Below are 16297 nucleotides of genomic sequence, written 5' to 3'. Positions count from 1 at the left end.
TCAGCCGGGTGAATGCTCTGGCTTTACGCCATTCTACGTGGGCCGATAGAGCTACCATCCGGCGTAGTGGACACAGCGGATGTGGTAGTGGTCGGCGCCGGGCCGACCGGCCTGATGCTGGCCTGCGAATTCGCGCTGGGCGGTCTGGCGGTGCGCTTGCTCGAGGAACGCGCCTCGACACCCAACATCACCAGGGCGTTCGCCGTGCATGCCCGCACCCTCGAACTGCTCGACGCCCGTGGAATGGCCGACGCTCTGATTCCGCTCGGTGTATCGGTGTACGACGTTGCTCCACCTGGTGGGGCGACGTTGGATCTGCGGGAGCTGCCCGGCCGGTACGCGATGTTGTTGATCGTTCCGCAGAGCGGCACCGAGCAGGTGCTCGAGGGGCGCGCCGCCGAACTCGGCGTGCCGATCGTCCGGGGCGCCGAGGTGGTGCGGCTGGCGCAGGACGACGACGGCGTCACCGTGGAGTGCGCCGACGGCCAGACCGTTCGGGCGAAGTACGTGGTGGGCTGCGACGGCGCCCACAGCACGGTCAGGAGCCAGGTCGGCATCGACTTCGTCGGCAAACAGTACGAGACTCACATCCTGCTGGCCGACGTCGCGCTGTCGCGGGCACCGGAGGACACCTTGACCGGGGTGACCAACGAACGCGGCGTCGTGCTGATGATCCCGTTCGGCGACGGCTGGTTCCGCGCCATCGGCTGGGACCGGCTGCGCGAACAGGCGCCGCTGTCCGAACCCGTCACGCTCGACGAGATCCGCGATTCGTTCATTCGGATCGCCGGTGACGACTACGGCATGACCGACATGAGGTGGAGTTCGCGCTTCCTGTCGGAGCGCAGACAGGCACGGCACTACCGGTCGGGGCGGGTGTTCATCGCGGGCGACGCCGCGCACGTGCACTCCCCGCTCGGGGGCCAGGGCATGAACACCGGCATCGGGGACGCCATGAACCTCGGCTGGAAGCTGGTCGCCGCCGTCAACGGGTCGGCGCCGCCGGGGCTGTTGGACAGCTACGAGTCCGAGCGGCATCCGGTCGGTGCGGCAGTGCTGCGCACGACCGACGCCTTCAACCAGGTGGTGCTGGGACGTTCGAAGGTGCAGCGGATCGCGCGCAACATCGTCATCGGAACGCTGACAAGGGTCCCGAAGACCCGCCGAATCCTGCGGGAGTTCCTCAGCGGTATCGGAATCACCTACGCGCACAAGCGCGGCGACCATCGGATGGTGGGCCGACGGATGCCGGACATCGACTGCGACGGCACCCGGCTCTACGAACTGCTGCGGGGTCAGAAATTCGTCATGGTCACCGCGACGCCTGCCCAGCTCGATCGCTCCGACGTCGTACACGTCGTCGGCAGGCATCCAGAGATTCCCGACGCTGTCCTCGTCCGCCCGGACGGCTACGTGGCGTGGGCGAGCGACCGGGTGCCGAGTGCAACCGAACTCGTTGCGGCGATCGACAACTGGACTCATCAGAAGTAGCGCAGCCAGATGTAGAGCCACGCCAGCGCGGTGGACAGAATCGTCACCACGATGCCGTAGCGGGTGAAGCGCCAGAAGCTGATCGCATGGCCGGCGCGCTGCGCGATGCCGATGGCGACCACGTTGGCGCTGGCGGCGATCGCGGTGCCGTTGCCCGAGAAGCATGCGCCCAGCGCGAATGCCCACCACAGTGCCCGGCCGGACTCGGCGTCCGGCGCCTGCGCCACCATGTCCTCGACCACCGGCGTCAACGTCGCCGTGTACGGGATGTTGTCGATGAACGCGCCGAGCACCGCCGAGCCGAACATCAGCCCGGTGGCGGCAAGGAAGAAGTTGTCACTGAACAGGTGCACCGCCGCGTCGCCGAGCCAGCCGATCACGCCGGTGTGCACCAGGCCGGAGACCATGGCGAACAGGCCCATGAAGAACACCAACGTCGGCCACTCGACCTCCGGAAGCACTTCGGCGACGTCGATATTGGTGACCAGAAGCATGGTGCCCGCCCCCAGCAGGGCGACGATGGACGGTGCGACGTGCAGCACCGAATGCAGGCAGAAGCCGACGATCACGACCGCCAGCACCACCATCGAGCGGATGAGCAGTCGGGTGTCCTTGATGGCTCGCCGTTCCTGCAGCGCCATCACCTTGTCCAGGCGCATGTGGTTGGAGCGCAGGTCTTTTCGGAACAGGAATCTCGTGAAGAACACGAACAGGACGAAGATGACGACGACGATCGGCGCCATGTTGACCAGAAAGTCGTTGAACGTCAGGCCCGCTCGGCTACCGATGATGATGTTTGGCGGGTCGCCGATGAGGGTCGCCGCGCCGCCGATGTTCGACGCCAGCACCTCGGCGATCAGGAACGGCTGGGGTGCGATCTCCAGTCGGTCGCAGATCACGAGGGTGACCGGTGCGACGAGCATGATGATCGTGACGTTGTCGAGCACCGGTGAGGCCACGCCGGTGATGGCCATCAACATCACCATGAGCCGAAATGGACTGCCCCTGGACCGTTTTGCCGCCCAGATGGCCAGGAAGTCGAACAGGCCGGTCTGTTTGACCACGCCGACGATGACCATCATGCCGAGCAGCAGGAAGATGACGTTCCAGTCGATGCCCTCGTGCTCGGAATAGAAGATCTTCACGCCGGGGGTGAGGCCGAGCAGCGTCATCAGCCCGGCGGCGACGAGGACGGTCTTTACCTTGTTCGCGCGCTCGGTCGCCAGAAACCAGAACGCGACGACGAATATCGCCAGCGCCAGTAGTGGAGCCAGCACGGGGTCGGGGGTTCAGTCGTTGGGGCCGGCTACGGCCAAGCTGGTGAGTAATCGCTCGAGCGTCACTGCACCCACGAGTTTCCCGCCGCGATCCACCACCGCGATGAGCGGGCTGCGCTTGGTGGCCATCACGGTGGCGACCTCCAGGAGGGTCGCGTCCGGTGCCACCGTCACCGGTTTAGCGACCGGTGACGGCAGGCAGTCGCCGACGGTCAGCTTGCCTGGGCCGTGCCAGAACAGGTCGGCGTGAATCTCGTCGACGGTCCGGACCAGTGCCGGATCGTCGCGGTAGGACTCTGGGATGGTCAGCCGCAACACCTGGGTGCCCGGCAATACGGCGACGGGGTGGTCGGATTCGTCGACCACCACGAGGCCAGGCAGTCGGTTCACGACCATCAGTTGGATGGCCTTGGACACCGGATCGTCCATACGCACCGTCGGTGGGGTCACGGCGATCTCATGTGCTTGCATGACGGTTTCTTTTCGGGCGGTCCATCTAGTGCCGGCGGTATCTGCGGTAAGCGTCATCGTCCTCGTTCTCCGGTCGGCTGCGAAGCACTTTGTGCATGGTGAGGTCAGTCTCGGCGGGGCATCGGCGCAGCACCATCGGGTCTGACACCCATTCGGGTGGGGGAATGACCTGTATGGACAAATCTCGGTTCGACGGTCCACGCTGGGGATATGAAAGGGGCGCGCACCCGGGCCAATGCGCTGTTCCGGCGTGTCTTCGTGATCAACGGGATGATCTTTGTCCTTGGAACCCTGGTGCTTGCGCTCTCCCCGGCAACGGTGTCGTCGCGCATCAAGCTGACGGAGATCCCGGTCCTCGTCGTCGGGCTGGCGGTGATGCTGACGGCGAACGGGCTGCTGCTGCGATCGAGTCTGGCCCCGATGCTGAAGTCCGCGCGCACGACCGCGGGCGCGACGGCGCTGGCCGCGCAGGAGAACGAACGGCAGCGCATCGCGCGCGAACTGCACGACGAGATCGGGCAGACCCTCACCGTCGCGCTGTTGATGCTCAAACGCGCCGTCGACCGCGCGCCCGTCGAGATCAAGAGCGAGCTGGCCGGTTCGCAGGAGGCGGTGCGGGCCAGCCTCGACGAGGTCCGCAGCATCGTCCGCCGGTTGCGTCCGGACGCACTCGAGGATCTCGGACTGACCAGTGCCCTCAACGCCCTGTGCAGCGACTTCTCTCAGGCCACCGGTTTGAAGGTGGTCAAACACATTGCGTCGCATACTGATCGGCTGCCCGCCGACGTCGAGCTGGTGTGTTACCGGGTCGCCCAGGAGAGCCTCACGAACATCGCCAGGCATGCGGGGGCGAACAAGGTGTGGCTCGACATGCACTCCACCCCCAAGCGGCTCACGTTGCGGATCGCCGACGACGGATGCGGTGGCGTCGCGGAGGAGGGCGCGGGAATCAACGGGATGCGTGAGCGGGCGGTGCTGGTGGACGCGGCGCTGACGATCACCTCCCCCAGGGACGAGGGCACCGAGGTCAGGCTGGTGATCCCGTTGCCCGGACGGGACGACTGATGCTCGCCTCGCCCGCGCGGATCCTGCTCGCCGACGACCACGCCCTGGTGCGCAGCGGTCTACGGATGATCATCGACGCCGAGCCGGACCTCACGGTGGTGGCGGAGGCCGCCGACGGGCACGAGGCGCTGGACGTGCTCGATCGCATACCCGCTGATCTGGCGATTCTCGATATCGCGATGCCGCGGATGACGGGTCTGCAAGCGGCGCGGGAGATGAATCGCCGACATCCGCACGTGCGGATCCTGATCCTGTCGATGTACGACAACGAGCAGTACTTTTTCGAGGCGTTGAAGGCGGGCGCGTCCGGCTATGTGCTCAAGTCGGTGGCCGACCGCGATCTGCTCGAGGCGTGCCGCGCGACGCTGCGGGGTGAGCCGTTCCTCTATGCGGGGGCGGTCAACGCGTTGATCCGCGACTACCTGCACCGGGCGCGGCAGGGCGATTCGCTGCCGGACACCATCCTCACACCGCGGGAGGAGGAGGTGCTCAAGCTGATTGCCGAGGGCCTTTCGACGCGCGAGATCGCCGCGACGCTGAGCATCAGCACCAAGACCGTCGACCGCCACCGCACCAACACGTTGGCCAAGCTCGGTCTGCAGGACCGGGTGGCGTTGACGCGCTACGCGATTCGGGCGGGCCTGATCGAACCGTGAATCGGCAGCGCGTGGCCGAGGACTCCGATGCCCGCGCCGAGGATGGGCCAGATCGGCCAGAAGTACCAGGCCCCCGCGGTCAGGCCGACGGTTAGCCATACGGCCAGCACGATGACGACCATCGCCAGGTAGGCGCCGAGGTGGATCCGCACACCGCGCCGGGCCGCCGCGCGAAGTGCCTGCCTGCGGGCCGGGTCGTTGCGGCGGATCCGGTCCAGCGGTAGGTCGGCGACGAGTTCGTGCAGTTCGTCGGTGGTGTGAGCGGCGAACGTGGCCTGCAGTCGGGGCTCGTATTCGTCCAGCGTGAGGTAGCCCTGCGCCAATGCCTGGCCCAGTTGATTTGCGGTCCGTTCGCGTTCGAGATCGCCGGCTCGCATTGTGCCTCCCGATAGTCAATCTTGACAGTGGCTAGTTCTGACTATGCACCGCTAACTAGCCACTGTCAAGATTTAGTTCCGAACCCGCCGAGTCTGAGGTTGTGCGCAAGAAACGGCCGGTTTGCCTGCAGAGCTTCAGACTCGGCGTACGGCGGGTCAGCGGGCGGCGGAGAAGGCCCGCAGCGATTCGACCTGAACGGGGTCGAGAGACGGCCGCACACTTTCGCGGGCCTTGGCGACGTCGGCCGCCGTGACGGCGGCGGCGTCGATCGAGCGTCGCATCGCGGTGAGCGCGGACTCGCGCAGCAGCGCCACGCAGTCGGCGGCGCTGTAGCCCTCCAGGTCCCCGGCCAGCGCGTCGAGGTCGACGTCGTCGGCCAGCGGGACCGATTTGCCTGCGGTACGCAGGATCTCGCGACGCGCCTCGGCGTCGGGCGGCTCAACGAACACCAGCTTCTCCAGTCGGCCCGGTCGCAACAGCGCCGGGTCGATCAGGTCCGGCCGGTTCGTCGCGCCGAGCACCACCACGTTGCGCAGCGGCTCGATGCCGTCGAGTTCGGTGAGCAGCGCCGCGACCACCCGGTCGGTGACGCCGGAGTCGAAGCTCTGCCCGCGCCGCGGCGCCAACGCGTCGAGTTCGTCGAGGAACACCAGCGACGGCGCGGAGTCGCGCGCGCGGCGGAACAGGTCGCGGACCGCCTTCTCCGAGGCGCCGACCCACTTGTCCATCAGCTCGGCACCCTTGACGGCGTGCACGCTCAGGCGTCCCGAACTGGCCAGCGCCCGCACCACGAACGTCTTGCCGCAGCCCGGCGGGCCGTAGAGCAGCACGCCGCGCGGCGGCTCGACGCCGAGTCGCTCGAACGTCTCCGGATGCTGCAGCGGCCACAGCACCGCCTCGGTGAGCGCCTGCTTCGTCTCGGCCATGTCGCCGACGTCCTCGAGCGTCACCGAACCGACCGACACCTCTTCGGTGGCCGAGCGCGACAGGGGACGGATGACGCTCAGCGCGCCGGTCAGGTCGTCCTGCGTCAGCTCCGGCGGCTTGCCGTCCGTGCTGGCCCTCGCCGCCGCGCGGAGTGCCGCCTCTCGCACCAGGGCGCAGAGGTCGGCGACGACGAAACCCGGTGTGCGTTCGGCGACCTCGTTCAGGTCGAGTTCACCGGACGGGACGTCGCGCAACAGCACTTCGAGCAGCTGCCTGCGGATGGACCCGTCGGGCAGGCTCAGGCCGAGCTCACGGTCGCAGAGGTCGGGCGCCCGTAGTCGCGGGTCGACGTTGTCGGGCACCGCCGAGGTCGCGACGAACGCGACGCCACGGGTGGCGACGGCGATGCGCAACTCCGTGAGGATCAGCGTCGCAACGGGTTCCGCGGGTGAGGGGAGCAGTGCGTCGATATCGGTGATCAGCAGCACGCCGCCGCCGTCCCGCACGGTGGACACCGCCGACGACACACTGGACAGTCGATCCTCGGCGCGCAGAGCACCCACCTCGGGTCCGTCCAGCTCGACGAGCCTGCGGTCGGTGCAGACCGTCCGTACTAACGTGGCCTTGCCGACGCCCGCCGGTCCGGACACCAGCACGCCGAGATTGGCTGTGGCACCAAGAGTTTCGAGTAGCTGGGGCTGATCGAGGGCGAGCTTGAGCCATTCGGTCAACCGGGACGCCTGAGCGTGTGCGCCCTTGAGATCGTCGAAGCTGACGGCGGGCGCCTTCTCGCCGGCGGTGACGGTCGGCTGGGCCGACGACGTCGCCTGCGCGGGAGTCACCCCGTCGCCCCAGCTCACCAGTGAATTGGGTTGTACGCTCACCGTTCCCGCGGGATCGACGCCGGTCACGGTCAGCAGTTCGGACGTCCATGTGATGCCCACCGACGAGGCGAGCGCGGACGTCGCCGCCGACGTGGGGATGTCCGGGCCGAGTTCGCGCGGCAGCAGTGAGACCGTGTCGCCCACCGTCATCACCTTGCCCAGCAGCGCCTGACGCAGCGTCGCCGGCGAGATCGACTGGGTGGCGAGGTTGGAGCCCGACAACGTCACCGAACGCGCGCCGTACACGGTCACCGGCGCGACGAGCACCGGGGCGTTCTCACGAACACCGGCATTGGAGAGCGTCACGTCGTCGAGCAGCGCGGTGCCGGTCGGTGTGCCCGACGGTGCCACGCCCGCCACGGCGGCGGTGGTGCGGGAGCCCGTCAGCGAGACGGCATCCCATTCACGAATACCAAGCGCGGCAATCACTTCCGGATGAAGCCTGACCACACCGCGGCGGCTGTCCAGCGCCGATGTGTTCAGCCGAGCGGTCAGTGTGAGCTGCTGTTTGAGGGCGGGGCCCTCGGTTGCGGAGCGCCCCGAGTCGAAACCGGTCACGTCAGGAACCCGGCCTCCGCAATCCGAGTCGCATCACGGACCTCCGGTGCGGCTGCGCGCGTCGTATCGCCCGGCGCGCGGCCCGTTGCTGTCGAGGTTTGTCGTCCCACACCTCGGGGTGCGCGGCCAAGAAGCGCCGGGTGCGGATCGCGAACGGAATGTGGATGACGTACGCGAGGATGATCGCCAGGATCACGATGTAGCCGTAGAGGATCGACGCGGCGACACCGATGGCCAGCAGCGCCAGCAGCGGGGCGACCATGTTCGGTGACACCGAGAAGGTGTGGATCTTGCGCATCGGCAGGGTGCTCACCACCAACAGCGAGACGCCGACCATCCAGATGACCACCGCGATTTCGGACGTCCACCAGCCCTCGCCGAACTGCATCTTGGCCGCCAGCGGACCGATCGCACCGATCGCTCCTGCGGGTGCGGGCATACCGACGAAGTACTCCTTTTCGTACGCGGGCTTGGCGACATCGAGCATCGCGTTGAACCGCGCCAGCCGCAACACGATGCACACCGCATACAGCAACACCACGATCCAGCCCACCCGCGACGTGGACAGCAGCGTCGCGTAGACGATGAACGCCGGTGCCACACCGAAATTCACCGCATCGGCGAGTGAGTCGATCTCCTCACCCATGCGGGACGTGGCCTTCAGGATCCTGGCCATGCGACCGTCGAGTGCATCGAGGATGGCGGCGACGGCGAGGAATGCCATCGCCTCGGTCGGCCGGCCGTCGAGCGCGAACTTCACCGCGCTCAACCCGAGGCAGATGGCGGCGACGGTCATCGCGCTCGGCAGGATGCGCAGGCTCACTATCGGCGCCCTGACGCGGGGTTTGATCATGCTTGAGCCGTCCGGCCGGTGTCATCGGGTCCCACCTCGGCCAACACCGTCTCCCCGCCGACTGCGCGCTGGCCGACGGTGACCAGCAGGTTCGAGCCCGCGGGCAGGTAGGTGTCGAGCCGCGAGCCGTACCGGATCAACCCGTAGGTCTCGCCGATCGCGAGCTTGTCGCCCACCTTCGCGTCGCACACGATGCGGCGGGCCACCAGGCCCGCGATCTGCACCGCGATCACCTGTGCGCCCTCCGGCGTGCGGATGACCACGCTGTTGCGTTCGTTGAGCTCGCTGGCGGCCTCCAGTTCGGCGGAGTGAAACTTTCCGGGCCGGTGGGACACCGCGACCACCTCACCGCCGACCGGCGCGCGCTGCACGTGCGCGTCCAGCACCGACAGGAAGATGCTGACCCGCGGCAAAGGCGTTGCGGGCAGGCCGAGTTCGGTGGGTGGTATCGCGTCCTGGATGAGGCAGATCAGTCCGTCCGCCGGCGCGACGACGACGCCGGGACGGCTCGGTGGCACCCGTGGCGGATGCCGGAAGAACGCGGCGTTGGCCAATGCGGACGCAACCCCGACGCGGCGCAGCCACCGATTCCGGTATCCGAACGCCGCGATCGCGAGGCTGCCACCGACGAACGGCAGACCCGCCGGGTGCATCGGGGGTATAGAGCTGCGCACCAGCGCGGCGAACCGTGCGGGGCCGGATTTGTTGTTGTCGGGGCGTCTGGCCATCGTGCGCCGATTCTACGGGCGGGACGTGCCGCCAATAGGGCTATGCCAAGTCCCAGACCTGAACGGGTGATCCAGCGGCGAGTTCGACGACATCCTCGTCGATCTCCAACAGACAGTTCGCCGACGCCAGCCAGCGCAGGTGATGCGACGCGGGCGGCCCGTAACTGGTGACCGTGCTCCGCCCGGTGTCCTGGTCGGTTTCGAACACGCCGCGCCGAAACTGGCGCTTGCCGCGAGGGGACTTGAGGTCCTCGAGGAGCACCGCCGTGCGCCGTGGGCGCTCGGGATGGGGCAGCCCCATCGCGCTCCGGAGCGGTGCGCGCAGGAACACCTCGAACGACACCAGCGCGCTGACCGGGTTGCCCGGCAGCGTGATGATCGGGGTGCCGTCGACGACGCCCGAACCCTGCGGCATGCCGGGCTGCATCGCGACCTTGACGAACTCCACCTGCCCTTCGCCCAAGGCATCCTTGACCACCTCGTACGCACCTGCGCTCACGCCGCCGGTGGTGATGATCAGATCGGCGTCACCGCGATGGCGGTCCAGCGCGTCGCGGAACACCGCGACGTCGTCCACGGCCGTCGGGGTGGCGACCACCTCGGCGCCGGCATCGCGCAGGGCCGCGGCGAGCATCACCGCGTTGGATTCGTAGATCTGGCCCGGCTGTAGCGGGGTGCCGGGTGCGACGAGTTCCGATCCCGTCGACATCACCAAGACCCGCTGGCGCGGAATGACCGACAGCTCACTCAATCCGAGTGCCGCCGCCAGACCGAGCGCCGCGGGGGTGACCACTTGTCCTGCCCGCAGCACGATGGTGCCCGCGGTGACGTCCTCGCCCGCGCGGCGGATGTGCTGTCCCGGCTTCGCGCTCGCGCGGATCTCGACGGTGTCGGTGGCGGCGTTGGTGGACTCGACGGGGATCACGGCGGTGGCACCGCTCGGCAGCGGCGCCCCGGTCATGATCCGGTGCGCGGTACCGGGCTTGAGCGTCAGCGGATCGGTGCGGCCCGCCGGGATGTCCTCGGCGACGGGCAGCAGCACGGGCTGCTCCGGGGTCGCCCCCGAAATATCCTCGGCGACAACGGCATACCCGTCCATCGCGGAATTGTCGAAGCCGGGAAGCGATAGCGGAGCCACCACATCCTCGGCGAGTGCCAGGCCCAGGGTGTCGGCGAGCGGCGTCGTGACCGGCGGCCTGTGGGAGATCAGGCCGGCGACGACGCGCTGGTGTTCTTCGACGGATCGCATCAGACGGGGAACGTCACGCCGGTCAGTTCCTCAGACACCGTCCACAACCGACGCTGAATGCTCTCGTCGTGTGACTGTGCGCTGGAGGCAACGACTTTCGGATGGCCTCGCTGTTCCTGGAAGCCACTGGGACCGTAGTACTCCGCGTTCTTGGCGGCCGGATCCGTCGCTGCGCGCAGCGTCGGCTCGGCCCCCATGTCAGCGCTCTGCGCTATGAACGTCGACCAGACGAACTGGCCGACCTGCCGGATACCCGGGGGCATGTTGCGCAGCAGTTCGGTGTCGGCGGCGCCGGGGTGCGCCGCGGTCGCGACCGTCGGCGCGCCCTTGGCCTCCAGTCGCCGGGCGAGTTCGTAGGTGAACAACAGGTTGGCGAGTTTGGACTGGCCGTATGCGTCGACGCGGTTGTAGTTGCGGTCGAGATTGATGTCGTGGAAGTGGATCTTGGCGCGGATGCGGTGGCCGATGCTGCTGACGGTGACGACCCGCGAGCCGTCCACCGGCAGCAGCTTGTCCAGCAGCAGGCCGGTGAGCGCGAAGTGGCCCAGATGGTTGGTGCCGAACTGCAGCTCGAAACCGTCCTTGGTCTGCGCCTTGTCCGTGTACATCACGCCCGCGTTGTTGATCAGCAGATCGATGCGGTCGAATTTGGTCCGCAGTTCGTCGGCGGCGGCGCGGATGTTGTCCAGCGAGGTCAGGTCGAGATGTTGGACCGTGACGGTCGCGTCCGGGCTGTCGCTCTTGATGCGCGCTGCAGCGTCGTTGCCCTTGTCGACGTTGCGCACCGCCAACACCGCGTGTGCACCCTTCGCCGCGAGAACCTTCGCAGCTCCGAAGCCGATTCCGGTGTTCGATCCGGTGATTATCGCGACTCGCCCGGATTGGTCGGGCACGTCGGCCGCGGTCCATTTGGCGCTCATGCGATCAACATACTCAGACGTTTTGGTCTTGCGTCAGCGGTTAGTTTCGTTCTATGGAGGACCCTGCGAATCCACCGAGCCGCAAGGCGCCGCTGGTGTGGGCGCTGGGGGCCGCGATTCCGTGGACGATGTTCGCGTTCGGCCAGCTGGTGTGGTTCGTCATCGACCACAGCAAGTGGTGGCTGAACGCGCTCGTGGCGGTGGCCACGGCAATCGGTGTGCTGCTGTTCGTCGTGGTGGTTCCGTTGTGGCGGTTCCGTGTGCACCGGTGGGACGTGAGTCCGGACGCGGTGTACACCCGCACGGGATGGCTTGTGCAAGAACGCCGCATCGCCCCGATATCCAGAGTTCAGACCGTCGACACCGAACGGGGGCCGCTGGACCGCCTGTTCGGCCTCGCGAACGTCACGGTGACGACGGCGTCATCGGCCGGTGCGGTGCGCATCGTCGCGCTGGATGTCGACGTCGCAGACCGCGTCGTCGCACAGCTCACCGACATCGCGGCGATCGGCCGTGAGGACGCGACGTGAGTGCGCCCGTCGACGGAGACTGGAACCGGCTCAGCGCCCGCATGCTGTTGGTGCATCCCGTTCACGAGGTGCTGCGGCAGATCCCGGTGATCATCGGCACGCTCGTGCTGGGTTCGGCGACCGGGAATCCGATGTATGCGATCGCGGTTCTCGTATTGACCGTGGCCTTCGGTGTCGCCCGGTGGTTCACCACTAGCTACCGCATCGGTCCTGGCGACGTGCAGCTGCGGACGGGCATCCTGCAACGTAAGGTACTTTCTCTGCCGCGCAACAGGATTCGATCGGTGTCGACCGATTCCAGGCTGCTGCACCGGCTGCTCGGCCTGACCGTCGTACGCGTCAGCACCGGTCAGCAGGCCACAGGGGACAACGCATTCGCCCTCGACGCGGTCGCGGCCGACGAAGTGCCGCGGCTGCGCGCGATTCTGCTGGCCGACTCGTTGGTGTCCGATATCGAGCAGCCGACGGTGACGCCGGGGCGGGTGCTCGCACGCTGGCAGCCGTCCTGGTTGCGATACAGCCCGTTGAGCTTCACCGGTCTGGCGATGATCGCCGGTGCGGCGGGGCTGGCGTATCAACTGGGCGCGGCTGCGGCACTACAGGATTCGCGGATCGAACAGTCCGGCGCGGCGTTGGCCAACCACGTCGGAATCGCGGTGATCGTCACCGTCGTCGTCGTGGTGGTGCTCGTCGCGTCGTCGGTGCTGTCGGTGTTGCAGTCCCTGCTGACGTACGGAAATCTCGATCTGCGGCGTGATGCCGACGTCCTGCACCTCAGGCACGGACTGCTGCGGGTGCGCGAGCACACGTTCGACATGCGCCGGTTGCGTGGCGGAACGCTGCGAGAGCCGTTGCTGGTCAGGCTGTTCGGCGGTGCCCGGCTCGACGCGGTGATGACTGGCGTCGGCGGTGCAGGCGAAGCGTCGACGTTGTTGCCGCCTTGCCCGAGGGCGACCGCGGAGGCCGTCCTCGCCGAACTGATCGCCCAACCCGACGCGGTGTCCGGCGAGCTGCGACGGCATGGCCCCGCCGCTACCCGCAGGCGGTGGACGCGTGCCCTTGTTCTACCCGCGTTGGCCGCGATCGTGCTGCTGATCGTCGGAGTGCCGGCATGGGCCTGGGTGGCGTGGTCGCTGTTCGGGGTCTGCTGCGCTCTGCTCGCCTACGACCGCTCTCGCGCACTCGGGCACCGGGTGGGTGACGGCTGGCTGGTGGCGCGCACCGGGAGCCTTCATCGCAGGCGCGACTGCATCGCCGCGCCCGGCATCATCGGATGGACGGTGCGGCAGACCCTGATGCAGCGCAGGGCCGGGGTGGCCACGCTGATCGCCGCCACCGCGGCGGGTGTCAAGCACTATCAGGTGATCGACGTGCCCGCGGATACCGCATGGTCCATCGCTGCGGCGGCGTCGCCGTGGGTGGTGAACTGCAAATGGGCAGGTGACTTGGGTAACCCCGAGTTGCATTGATTCCGCCGCGGTTTACTGTCGGGCCATGGCGATCGGTGGTGTGTTGTTCGACATCGACGGCGTCCTGGTGACCTCATGGGAGCCCATCGCGGGCGCCGCGGAGACGTTGCAAGCCCTGAACGAGCATCAGATCGCATGCTCGTATCTCACGAACACGACGACGAAGACCCGGGTGCAGATCGCCGAGCTGCTCACCAACGCGGGCATGGCCGTGCGCTCCGACGAGGTGATCACCGCGGCGGTGCTGACCGCGGACTACGTCCGGAGCCGCTACCCCGATGCGCGGTGCTTCCTGGTCAACAGCGGTCAGATCGCCGAGGACATGCCCGGCATCGACATCGTGTACTCCACCGAGTTCAGCGGACCCGAGGCGCCGGAGGCACCCGATGTGGTGCTGCTCGGCGGGGCGGGTCCGGAGTACAGCCATCTGACGCTGTCGTGGGTCTACGACTGGATGTCCCAGGGCATACCGGTGGTGGCGATGCACCGCAGCACGGCGTGGACCACCAGCGCCGGTCTGCGCATCGACACCGGCATGTATCTGATCGGCATGGAACAGACGTCGGGACGCAAGGCCACCGCCGTCGGCAAGCCCGCACCCGAGGGGTTCCTCGCCGCCGCAAGCCGTCTCGGTGTCGACCCGGACGAGATGTACATGATCGGCGACGACCTCAACAACGATGTGCTGCCCGCGCAGGTGGTGGGAATGACCGGGGTGTTGGTGCGCACCGGCAAGTTTCGTCAGGACACGTTGGACCGGTGGGCGGCCGACGAGTTCGCGATGCAGCCCAATCACGTCATCGATTCGGTCGGCGACCTGCCGAGGTTGCTAGGGTTGTAGCGATGTCTGCGCCGGGGATGTGGCAGCGTGTCGAGCGGATGCTGCTGCAGCGGGGGATCAACACCTATCTGGAACTCGCACTGTGGATCACGTTGGTCTACATCGTGATCGGTGTGGGATACACCGTCTTCCACGTCGAGTTGATGAGCGAGCTCCAGGCGGCGCTCACCGGAACCTTTCCGATTTTCTCCGACATCGCGGCACTGGTGGTGATGGTCGCGGCCTGGCCGTATCTGTGGGTGACGTCGTTCCTCTGCGGTGTCGCCGGCTGCGGTTTGTTCTGACGATTACTTCCGGTATCGGCTGCGGTCTGTATCAACATGGCCAATGAACGCGTGCACGCCGTGGTGACCGTCAACGCACCCCCCGAGGCGGTCTTCGACGTACTGGCGGATCCTTCGACGCATCAGGCGATCGACGGCACAGGATGGGTCCGCGAACCCCTCGACAGCTCACCACTGACGGAGGTGGGCCAGATCTTCCGGATGGCCATGTACCACGACAACCATCCCGAGAAGGACTACGAGATGGCCAACCGGGTCGAGGTGCTCGAACCGCCGCGCGCCATCGCGTGGCAGCCGGGCCAGGGTCCGGACGAGCGTGGCTACCTGTTGCACGGCACGGAGCGCGAATTCGGCGGCTGGATCTGGCGTTACGACCTTGAACCGGTCGAACAGGGCCAGACGCGGGTGACGCTGACTTACGACTGGTCAGGGGTTCCTGCACACATGCGCGACATCGGGTTTCCGCCGTTCGAGCTGCAGCACCTGGACAGTTCGCTGAAGAACCTGGCCGGGCTGGCAGAGCGCTAGCGCCGGAAGCCGTATCGTTGGCTGTCGTCACTTCTCGCCGAGGGGTAGCAGCCGATGTCGCAGAGGGACCCTGTGTTTGGTCTTCTCGGGCCGTTGCAGCTCTCCGTCAACGGCAACGCGGTGCCGATCGGCACGCCGAAGCAGCGGGCGGTGTTGGCCGCGCTCATCATGAACCGCAACCGGCCGTTGGCGGCCGATTCCCTGATCAATGCCGTCTGGGGTGAGGATCCGCCGTCCGAGGCCCGCGCGAGTCTGCACGCCTACGTGTCCAATCTGCGGCGACTGCTCTCCACGGTCGGTTTCGACGGTAAGAGCATGCTCGAGAAGGTGTCGCCGGGATACCGGCTGAACGTAGCGGAGCTGGACGTCGACCTCGGGCGGTTCATCCACGAGCGCAACGAAGGTGTGCAGGCCGCGACGGCAGGCCGGTTCGACGAGGCGAGTAGGCATTACCGGGCGGCGCTGGCCCAGTGGCGCGGTGAGATGCTCGAGGACCTTCGCGGGTTCGACTTCGTCTCGGCGTTCGCGACCGCGATGGCGGAGGACAGGATCGCCACCCACATCGCCCTCGCCGAATCCGAGATCGCATGCGGGCGAGCCAAGAACACGATCGGGGATCTCGAACGGCTCGTCACCGAGCACCCGTTCCGGGAGCCGGCATGGGAACAGTTGATGATCGCCTACTACGTCTCGGCCCGGCAGTCGGATGCCCTCGATGCGTTTCAGCGGTTGAAGACGGTCCTGGCCGAGGAACTCGGTATCGACCCGAGCCCGCCGCTACGGGACCTTCACGAACGGATCCTGAGGCAGGAGCCGATGGACACGAAGCTCGGTTCGGACACCACGATCCGCGCGACCTTCATCAGCCTGGCGAACCGTACCGCTATCAACACCGGAAAGGCGCGCGCACAGCTGCGGGCCGACTCCGGTGAGTGTTACGAGGTGAAGGGCGTGGCGACGCGGATCGGCCGGCGATCCGACAACGACATCGCCCTCGCCGATCCGAGGGTCAGTCGCCACCACGCGGTGATCATCGACACCGGGACCAGTTTCATCCTCATCGACGCGCGATCGGCGAACGGAGTCGAACTGGACCACAAGCGAATTCGCGGCAGCGCTCCGCTTGTCGACGGGTGTCACGTGCGCATCGGCGACAGCCATTTCCGCTTCGAGATCAAGTCCCAATAG

At 67.2% G+C, this 16297-nt stretch carries 17 protein-coding genes; 9 read left to right on the top strand and 8 right to left on the bottom strand.

Annotation, left to right across the window (positions count from 1 at the left end; translation table 11 throughout):
- The first annotated feature begins 66 nt into the window (after positions 1–66).
- Entirely contained in the window at positions 67–1491 is a 1425-nt protein-coding gene (locus tag G6N43_RS29420; RefSeq protein WP_083156373.1) for an FAD-dependent monooxygenase, read from the top strand.
- On the opposite strand, the gene G6N43_RS29415 is transcribed toward G6N43_RS29420, so the two are convergent.
- Both G6N43_RS29415 and G6N43_RS29410 read right to left on the bottom strand, forming a co-directional pair.
- Positions 1482–2768, bottom strand: coding sequence for an ArsB/NhaD family transporter (locus tag G6N43_RS29415; protein ID WP_083156374.1), 1287 nt, complete (start codon positions 2766–2768; stop codon positions 1482–1484). The genes G6N43_RS29420 and G6N43_RS29415 overlap by 10 nt on opposite strands.
- A 12-nt stretch (positions 2769–2780) precedes the next feature.
- Positions 2781–3239 carry a CBS domain-containing protein gene (locus G6N43_RS29410; RefSeq protein ID WP_083156376.1) on the bottom strand — a complete coding sequence of 153 codons (459 nt, stop codon included), beginning with the start codon at positions 3237–3239 and terminating at the stop codon, positions 2781–2783.
- 210 nt (positions 3240–3449) lie between these two features.
- On the opposite strand from G6N43_RS29410, the gene G6N43_RS29405 reads away from it, so the two are divergent.
- Together G6N43_RS29405 and G6N43_RS29400 are read left to right on the top strand one after the other, a co-directional pair.
- Entirely contained in the window at positions 3450–4304 is an 855-nt protein-coding gene (locus G6N43_RS29405; RefSeq protein ID WP_083156377.1) for a sensor histidine kinase, read from the top strand.
- Positions 4304–4960: a response regulator gene (locus G6N43_RS29400; protein WP_083156379.1), complete on the top strand. Its 657-nt coding sequence runs from the start codon at positions 4304–4306 to the stop codon at positions 4958–4960. The genes G6N43_RS29405 and G6N43_RS29400 overlap by 1 nt, the downstream gene beginning before the upstream one ends.
- On the opposite strand, the gene G6N43_RS29395 is transcribed toward G6N43_RS29400, so the two are convergent.
- The 6 genes from G6N43_RS29395 to G6N43_RS29370 all read right to left on the bottom strand — a co-directional run bounded on the left by G6N43_RS29395 (position 4927) and on the right by G6N43_RS29370 (position 11457).
- A complete protein-coding gene (locus G6N43_RS29395; RefSeq protein ID WP_083156380.1) occupies positions 4927–5337 on the bottom strand; it encodes a DUF1707 domain-containing protein in 411 nt (136 codons plus the stop codon). The two genes, G6N43_RS29400 and G6N43_RS29395, sit on opposite strands and share 34 nt — an antisense overlap.
- Before the next feature lie 156 nt (positions 5338–5493).
- Entirely contained in the window at positions 5494–7707 is a 2214-nt protein-coding gene (locus G6N43_RS29390) for an AAA family ATPase (RefSeq protein WP_083156382.1), read from the bottom strand.
- A gap of 1 nt (position 7708) precedes the next feature.
- Positions 7709–8560, bottom strand: coding sequence for a CDP-diacylglycerol--serine O-phosphatidyltransferase (pssA, locus tag G6N43_RS29385; protein ID WP_083156383.1), 852 nt, complete (start codon positions 8558–8560; stop codon positions 7709–7711).
- Positions 8557–9288, bottom strand: a complete 732-nt coding sequence (locus G6N43_RS29380) for a phosphatidylserine decarboxylase (RefSeq protein WP_083156385.1) — start codon at positions 9286–9288, stop codon at positions 8557–8559. Before G6N43_RS29380 ends, pssA begins: the two co-directional genes overlap by 4 nt.
- Before the next feature lie 40 nt (positions 9289–9328).
- Positions 9329–10537: a molybdopterin molybdotransferase MoeA gene (moeA, locus tag G6N43_RS29375; RefSeq protein WP_083156386.1), complete on the bottom strand. Its 1209-nt coding sequence runs from the start codon at positions 10535–10537 to the stop codon at positions 9329–9331.
- A complete protein-coding gene (locus G6N43_RS29370; protein WP_083156388.1) occupies positions 10537–11457 on the bottom strand; it encodes an SDR family NAD(P)-dependent oxidoreductase in 921 nt (306 codons plus the stop codon). Before G6N43_RS29370 ends, moeA begins: the two co-directional genes overlap by 1 nt.
- Positions 11458–11510: 53 nt before the next feature.
- Here G6N43_RS29370 and G6N43_RS29365 point away from each other — a divergent pair, with 53 nt between their 5' ends.
- Genes G6N43_RS29365 through G6N43_RS29340 form a run of 6 tightly spaced genes read left to right on the top strand, consistent with a single transcriptional unit; the run spans position 11511 to position 16297 of the window.
- Positions 11511–11987, top strand: a complete 477-nt coding sequence (locus G6N43_RS29365) for a PH domain-containing protein (protein ID WP_083156389.1) — start codon at positions 11511–11513, stop codon at positions 11985–11987.
- Positions 11984–13456: a PH domain-containing protein gene (locus tag G6N43_RS29360; RefSeq protein ID WP_407664860.1), complete on the top strand. Its 1473-nt coding sequence runs from the start codon at positions 11984–11986 to the stop codon at positions 13454–13456. The genes G6N43_RS29365 and G6N43_RS29360 overlap by 4 nt, the downstream gene beginning before the upstream one ends.
- Before the next feature lie 25 nt (positions 13457–13481).
- On the top strand, positions 13482–14297 hold the full coding sequence (locus G6N43_RS29355; RefSeq protein WP_083156391.1) for an HAD-IIA family hydrolase: 816 nt from the start codon (positions 13482–13484) through the stop codon (positions 14295–14297).
- A 2-nt stretch (positions 14298–14299) separates the two neighbouring features.
- Positions 14300–14581, top strand: a complete 282-nt coding sequence (locus G6N43_RS29350) for an addiction module protein (RefSeq protein WP_234810233.1) — start codon at positions 14300–14302, stop codon at positions 14579–14581.
- 36 nt (positions 14582–14617) lie between these two features.
- Positions 14618–15109 (top strand): SRPBCC family protein, encoded by a 492-nt coding sequence (locus G6N43_RS29345; protein ID WP_083156392.1) that lies wholly within the window; start codon positions 14618–14620, stop codon positions 15107–15109.
- A gap of 54 nt (positions 15110–15163) precedes the next feature.
- Positions 15164–16297 carry a BTAD domain-containing putative transcriptional regulator gene (locus G6N43_RS29340; protein WP_083156394.1) on the top strand — a complete coding sequence of 378 codons (1134 nt, stop codon included), beginning with the start codon at positions 15164–15166 and terminating at the stop codon, positions 16295–16297.

The organism is Mycolicibacterium moriokaense, from assembly GCF_010726085.1.
GTDB lineage: Bacteria > Actinomycetota > Actinomycetes > Mycobacteriales > Mycobacteriaceae > Mycobacterium > Mycobacterium moriokaense.
This window is presented reverse-complemented; position numbering and strand designations above follow the sequence as displayed.